The sequence below is a fragment of the Pedobacter sp. N36a genome, assembly GCF_014472395.1.
In the GTDB taxonomy this organism is placed as follows: Bacteria; Bacteroidota; Bacteroidia; order Sphingobacteriales; family Sphingobacteriaceae; genus Pedobacter.
In genome coordinates this window covers 459,079-465,834 of record NZ_JACSZW010000005.1, presented here as the reverse complement: position 1 = coordinate 465,834, position 6,756 = coordinate 459,079, and the positions used below count along the sequence as shown (strand labels likewise).

General features: G+C 35.4%; 5 protein-coding genes. 4 read left to right on the top strand and 1 reads right to left on the bottom strand.

The window, feature by feature from the left end; translation table 11 throughout:
* Nucleotides 1-113: 113 nt before the first annotated feature.
* Nucleotides 114-3,422 carry a hypothetical protein gene (locus H9X96_RS13020; protein WP_187666690.1) on the bottom strand — a complete coding sequence of 1,103 codons (3,309 nt, stop codon included), beginning with the start codon at nt 3,420-3,422 and terminating at the stop codon, nt 114-116.
* A 281-nt stretch (nt 3,423-3,703) separates the two neighbouring features.
* On the opposite strand from H9X96_RS13020, the gene H9X96_RS13015 reads away from it, so the two are divergent.
* From H9X96_RS13015 to H9X96_RS13000, 4 genes are all read left to right on the top strand, one after another.
* Nucleotides 3,704-4,390 carry a hypothetical protein gene (locus H9X96_RS13015; RefSeq protein ID WP_187666689.1) on the top strand — a complete coding sequence of 229 codons (687 nt, stop codon included), beginning with the start codon at nt 3,704-3,706 and terminating at the stop codon, nt 4,388-4,390.
* Between the two features lie 101 nt (nt 4,391-4,491).
* Nucleotides 4,492-4,758, top strand: coding sequence for a helix-turn-helix domain-containing protein (locus H9X96_RS13010; RefSeq protein ID WP_187666688.1), 267 nt, complete (start codon nt 4,492-4,494; stop codon nt 4,756-4,758).
* 498 nt (nt 4,759-5,256) lie between these two features.
* Nucleotides 5,257-5,808, top strand: coding sequence for a BfmA/BtgA family mobilization protein (locus H9X96_RS13005; RefSeq protein WP_187666687.1), 552 nt, complete (start codon nt 5,257-5,259; stop codon nt 5,806-5,808).
* A gap of 4 nt (nt 5,809-5,812) precedes the next feature.
* Nucleotides 5,813-6,742 (top strand): DUF5712 family protein, encoded by a 930-nt coding sequence (locus H9X96_RS13000; RefSeq protein ID WP_187666686.1) that lies wholly within the window; start codon nt 5,813-5,815, stop codon nt 6,740-6,742.
* Nucleotides 6,743-6,756: the final 14 nt, after the last annotated feature.

The window sequence follows — 6,756 nt, the reverse complement described above, 5'->3', positions numbered from 1 at the left end:
ATTTTGATATAATTTGTGAAAATAATGTTATGTTTATCATCGAGAAAGGGGATTGTTTTTGTGCACCACAAAGGTAACTTTGTGTTAAAACTTCCTCTTTCCCTTTTTTGCGTTTAGGACGCTATTGATTCTGGATCGTTAAATTTATCCTCTAGGAGATCAAGTTTTTGCTTAAGTAGTTCTTTATTGATGTTAGGACCAATGTTATTTAAATAACTTAAATTCAAAACGGTTGAATAAATTTCTTTTGTTTCCTTGGTCTGGTCCAGATTTGCAGATATTATAACATTAAGTGAATCTGTGGTTAATCCTGAGTGAGTAATAATATTGTCTAACAGAATTCGGTTAATATAAATTAGTTGCGAACAATACGGCCCTGATAAGTACAGGTCGGTTTCATCATTGATTGTAGGGTGAATTTTATTATTAGGATAAATGCTGTTCGTAATCTCAATCGCTGTTTTTATAATAGTTTCATTGTTCAAAATGAGATTTGAACTTTGTTCAGTCAGATTAAACCATGCGGCAATATTTTCTAGTTCCTGTTGAATATCTGTGTTGGACTTTAGGATAGAAGATGATAGTTCTGGTAAATGTTTGTCAATCTCATAGAGTTTGATTGAGTTTTGCAGTTGCGTTATTATTAAGTGAAATTTTTCTTGCACTTGATTTGTGAGAACATCTCTTACAATTGTTAGATTATCTTCTGTCCGTCCTATAAGGATATTTGTGATAAGGTCAAGAAACTCATTGTAGTCTTTAAAATTGGCATCTCTCACGTGCTTGAAAATAGAACCCAGAGCTTCTTGAGTAAATGAGTAATCAAAAAGAGCAGATTTTTTTTCTAAGTATTTCTCCGTTTTTACCTGAATAAGTTCTTTTATGATATAGTCCGCCAAATTGTCAATCTCTCTTGAAAATGTTTTTAATGACTCTTGAAGAAACTGATTTAATCCTTCATTCTGAAGTTTATTTTCCCAATAAATGTTTTCTATGTAGGTGTCTTCGTTAGTTTTTTGAGTAATTAAATTAAGCGATTCAAAAAGGCTTCTCAAGTGATTTTTTAGTGTGCCATGTCTTATCCTTGTACTCAAGTATCCATCTAATCCGTATTCTTTGCTCAGAATAAACTTGTCCCGGATTTCTAAAAACATTAATTTAAATGTGATGAATGCAGGATCATTCGTAAAGACTACCTTATCAAAAAGCTCATTTTCATTTTCAAAATTGGATAAATAGCTTTTTAATATTTCAGAAGTGGAGTCTATTGCTACTAGATCTTTATTTCTAGTAAAGGAAGCTAACTCTCTAAATCTGCTGAAACTCTCTTTAATATTTAGGGCTTCTGCACTTTTTAGTTGATTGATATTTATTGTTATCTTACCCTTGTTCACCTCTCGTATGGCGTTCCTAATGGAAGATTTTTGGGTGATGTCAGCTATTTCTTCAAAATATTCTAAATCGTTTCCTGCATCAAGTTCAGTCAATAACCTACAAATGGCAATCCTTTCATTCTCAATATCGTCGGACGATTCAAAGGATAAAGAATAATGCATGACATCGCTCTTACAAACATTCTTAAGAAAATATATTACAGCCTTCTGGTCATATATTGTAAAATCCGCGATATCAGTCGCTCGATCGACCCCAATACTGCTTAAAAATGAATCATAGGCAACATATTGAGAGTAAAAATCTGATCCTACAATGTTGAAGAACATTGGTAGTTCTATATTCTCACTAACCAACATAATATCAATTTGATCAATTGCATGAATAAGGTCGTTGGCTTCTAGACTACTTATTAGATATTTATTTTCAAGAAAATTATGGCAGTATAATTTGATCGCATGACTTAGTTTAGAGGTCGAAATGTAACATCTGTAAAGATTTTGGATTACTTCCTCATAATAGGGAATGGTTAGACTTTGCTCATATAGTATCTTTTCATAATGAGTAACAGCCTTATCAAAATTATTGCTTTTTAATAATCTTCTACCTTCATAGATGTCTTTTTTAGTAACAACCAATTCAGCCAATTCGGATTCAATAGAACAGACATAGCCTTGTATTTTTACAGAAATACTCTGAGGATAAATGGCTTTAAAGGCGCCATAATAGGCAGTATGATTGTTTTTGAATGCAACTATTGTTCGTGGATTATTGATTTTGGAATTTATAAATGAATAATGTAAATAGTTGCCAACAGTAGCGCTAAAATTGATTTTATTGGCAACTTGCCCCAATAAAACTTTGGCCCATGATGTTGAGCTGAATGATTGAATTACCTTGAGTAGGTTTTCTACAGATTCTTCATTTGTTTCACTCCTAGAATAGATATTATATAGACTTTCTAATATTTGGTTGATCAAAACCCTACCGCTATTTATAGGTATAAATTCTTTGCGAAGCTCTATTAATGACTTTACATATATTTCATAAAGTTCAATGCACATAGGATTTTCCTCAATATAATCAGAAATTAGATCTATGCACTCCTCATATTTTTGATATCCAAAAAGATCGAAAATTGACAGAGCAATATTACTTTCAGGTAAAATATATGTAAGTGTTTTATCAATCCAATTCTGCAATTGTTTTAATCTTGCGTCTTGGAAATTTTGATTTAAGTTAAAAATTCTGGATTTGAACTCTTCGGTTTCTCCAAATTTATGGTTAGTAGCTAATTCACTCAAAATGTCGATCATTGATAGGTACCTATCTATTATTGGAAATTGGTTCTCCAACCATAAATAATAATCAAAATTAGCATACCCAACAAACGAAGAATAACTAAACCTAAAACAAAGGTACTCGTTGAAAACACTAGCAACACCTAGCTCATTAGCGAGGTTACTGAAAAGATTTTTATATCGAAAATAGCTGATATTCTTCTCGGCACGCTTACTAAGTTTTTCAAGGAAAAATAGAACATAAGGGTTCGAGATCGTTTTCGATAGCTCACTTAATAGAGACCAATTTTCTTTTACACCATCCTTAAATTCTTTCAACAATAGTTCATTTTCAAGAAGCCAAATTGATATGCCATGCTCTTGTTTAATTTCTTTCAAAAGAGCACCAGCTGTATCATATTCACCTAATAAAAATTTTGTTTCATATGAGTGCTTTTTAATCAAAAAACTATTTATGTGATTACTATGTTGCTCGCAATTTACAATAGTCCAGTTCAACTCCTGAAATAACTCTTTTGTATAACCTATAGTCCTGACCTCCACAAGATCGTTAATCGACATAGGTTTGTCTGATTTTCCTATTAATGTCTTAAATAGAGGATTTGTGTGATAATGTTTAAAAACCTTTCGGAGGTCATTTATATTTTCGGACAATTTTAGGTTTCCGATAAGCACTCGTTTATTTTGTTTTTGATTAAACAGTCCTTTTTTAAATTCCTCTAACTTCATAGTCAAATTTATAAAAAAGAGGTGTAATTCCCAACATTACTGCGTATTGACTTTTGAAGATATATCTTAATTATTATAATGTTTGATTCCTTAAAAAGATTATAATTTAGGCACATCGATAATAGAACGTGTTATAATTGCTTATATGGATTTAAACTCTCAGTTTTACATGAAAAATGATTAAATTGAGTTCATGATTTCCGATGATTATGAAAATAGGCCTTTTCAAACCCCGCAAACCCTTTTCATTTTATCAACACCCATATGATCTCGGAACATTTATGGGCTTATGGCACAGTCATGATGACAACCACTTCCTGTTGATGATCTACAGAATGGAGGAAGAGAAGTTTTGCGATTACTATAATCACCATCTGGATTATGCCCTAGAAAATAATCTTGCGAGTGAAAAGGATTTCTTTCGCCACGTATCGCAGATCGTTCAGACAAGGATTAAACATTACGAGGCGCAGGATCCGTTTTCTGGCAGTCATGACATCCATAGGAACAGCATTGAAAAACTCCAACAGTTCCAGGATTACCTGAAGAGCATCGATGAATGGAACGCCAGACCTTCATACATCGTTCTCGCAGAGAAAGATGAACTCATCCAGAACCAGAGAACTGAAATCGAAAAACTTAGCTTGAAACTTAGGGAGCTAACCGACTATGAAGTTGCACTGAAAATAATGATCGATGATGGCCACCTGCCAACATTAATCGATATTATTCAACAGCTCCGCGAAGTACAGCTGCCATCAGGCAGAAAACTCCTTAAGAGCGACCATAAGATCCCGTATGCAAAGATGATCTCCAAGTATTTCTCGCATGGCGGAAAGGACATTCCGATCGAAACGGCTCGCAACTATTTTGTGGACAAAAAGGGCGATGTGGCAATAAAAGGTACCGCTATTCAACCAGAACATCAACTTTTCAAGATCCTACTTGTAAAACATGCCAAAAAATAGCAAGTAGTTCATCTACTGCTTATGACCAGCCCGATCGGATGGTCATTGTTTACACCGTTTCCCAACACAAATTTGCCTTGTAAACTTAAAACGGAGGCAACATGCAAATCGAGATTCTCAGCAAGGAAGAGCTGAATAAGTTCAAGACAGAACTTATTCAGGAAATTAAACAAGCCATCAAATCAGATGATTTACAACCCAAAGAATGGCTTAGAAGTTCAGAAGTCAGAAAGCTGTTAAAGATTTCATATGGAACACTTCAAAACTTACGTATTAAAGGATTATTACGGTATGAAAAGGTAGGCGGTATATTCTATTATGCCTATACGGATATTGTTCAATTGTTGGGCGAAATTGGGAACTCATGATGGATACAGGAAAAAAACTCACCAGTTTTTTACAACTAGCAAGTAAAATCAAGCGCTTCCATCAATCACACTTTAGCCTTTATTCCGCCATACTTATGTGCTATACCAACGGATTATGCCAAAATCCATTCCGGGTATCAAGACGGGAACTGATGAAACATTCGGCTATCCAGTCATTTGCTACTTATCACAGGTGCATGAAAGACCTGGTGAATGAGGATTACATTGAATATCAGCCATCATACCATCCGCACTTGGCCAGCCAAATCACTTTGTTAAATAATAATGAGGTAGGTTATGAGGGGTAAACTCCATGAAGGTCAAGTCCTTTTCCTCTTCTGGAAAAGGAGCAAGCGGAAGTTGGGCACAGCCTCACTTTTACCTCCTATTGCTTTGCAAATGGGGTGTTAAGTATACTCCGGGTATACTTTGGTTCTTTTAAATAGTATTTATCCACGAAGATGGTATACCCTAAGGTATGCCCAGTTCTAAAAAGTCATGAAAGAAGAAAAGTTGAAGTCGATACGTTTTACAGTAGGCACTGATGAGAAAATTGAAAAGCTCTGTTTGAAATTAGGCAGGAATAAGCTCCAGTTGTTTAACCAGATGGTGGATTACTTCCTCCGTTCTGGTAAAGATCCCGCAGATACCAGCGATGAGCTATTGAAGAAAGCGCTCTCCAGAAATCATGATACCTATACCAGTTTCATTAAAGCTCAGGAAAAGCTCTTGCTGATTCCCATCAGACAGGATGTGAGCCGGATGATTAACAGTCAAGAGCAGATTGTTAAATACTTCAACGAGCAGGTTTTAAAAGTGAATAAAGAACTATTAGGCAATCAGCAAGAGATCATAAAGCATTTAACCGAAACAGCTGTGCTGATGAAGAATTTAAGGGAAGAGCAGCAAGGCCGAAGCGATCTAAAAATGAAATTCCTCTATATTTTGAACAGTTATATTAAGGCCAGAGATAGTTTCGGCTTTACCACTTCGGCAAAAGAAAAGGAAGAATTGATCCTGGATACCCAAAAACTCATTACTAAACTCTAAACCCATGCACATCAATATCACAGATAGTGAAAAAGGGAACAATAAAGGGAGTAGCGCACAGCTAGTACATTACTTGGATAAGGAGAATAGGGTGAATGAGGATTCGAAGCTTGAGTTCTGGTTTAATGGCAGTAGGGCAGACGTACCATCTTATGAGGTGAAAATGAATCTGGATGGCAATATTGCTAAGTTATGTAGGGATGATGCTAAGTTCTTTTTGATCAACATTAGTCCTAGTCAAAAAGAGATTGCCCATTTGAAAACTTTATATCCTGAACAGCAGCTAGAACGGAAGTTAAAGGCATATGCAATTAAGGTGATGGATGAATACGCCCGGAATTTTAAGCGACCTGGAATTGAAAGCCATCGGGATTTGCTTTGGTATGGGAAATTGGAGCACTACCGTTATTATGGCTTTAAGGATGCTGAGATCATTCAATGCTTAAAGAAAGTAGGTGAAGTAAAACCAGGGGAGCAATTGCACCTGCAGATTATAGTCAGCCGCAAAGATATCAGCAATAAAATTAAACTCAGTCCGATGAATAAATCCAGGGGAAGGAATTTAGAGCATTCTAAAAAGGTTGGGGAGTTCGATCGTTCTGCGTTTAAGAATTCTGGAGAAAGGGTGTTTGATCAGGCTTTTGATTTTAAACGTGGCCTAGCCGATACTTTTGAATATGCAAATGCCCAAAAGAACGGGAGTCTGGAGGTTAGACTAGCGATGGAGGGTAGATTAAGAGCTGCGGATCGGCCGAAAGAGTATGTTCGGGATAGAATTCAACTAGTCAAATCTTTCGAGTCAATACCTAAACAGAACAGTTTTTTGGATATGCTGCTAGCTAAAACAGAATACGATCCGATTTCAATGAAACTGGGAAAGAAAAAAAGAAAACGGAGAAAAGGAGAGCAGCCGGAGCATGGGCAGGGTTTATAATAATAGTTTAAATT

Coding starts and splice junctions, on each gene's coding strand:
- H9X96_RS13000 (WP_187666686.1), top strand. CDS start 5,813: ATGCACATCAATATCACAGATAGTGAAAAAGGGAACAATAAAGGGAGT.
- H9X96_RS13020 (WP_187666690.1), bottom strand. CDS start 3,422: ATGAAGTTAGAGGAATTTAAAAAAGGACTGTTTAATCAAAAACAAAAT.
- H9X96_RS13010 (WP_187666688.1), top strand. CDS start 4,492: ATGCAAATCGAGATTCTCAGCAAGGAAGAGCTGAATAAGTTCAAGACA.
- H9X96_RS13005 (WP_187666687.1), top strand. CDS start 5,257: ATGAAAGAAGAAAAGTTGAAGTCGATACGTTTTACAGTAGGCACTGAT.
- H9X96_RS13015 (WP_187666689.1), top strand. CDS start 3,704: ATGGGCTTATGGCACAGTCATGATGACAACCACTTCCTGTTGATGATC.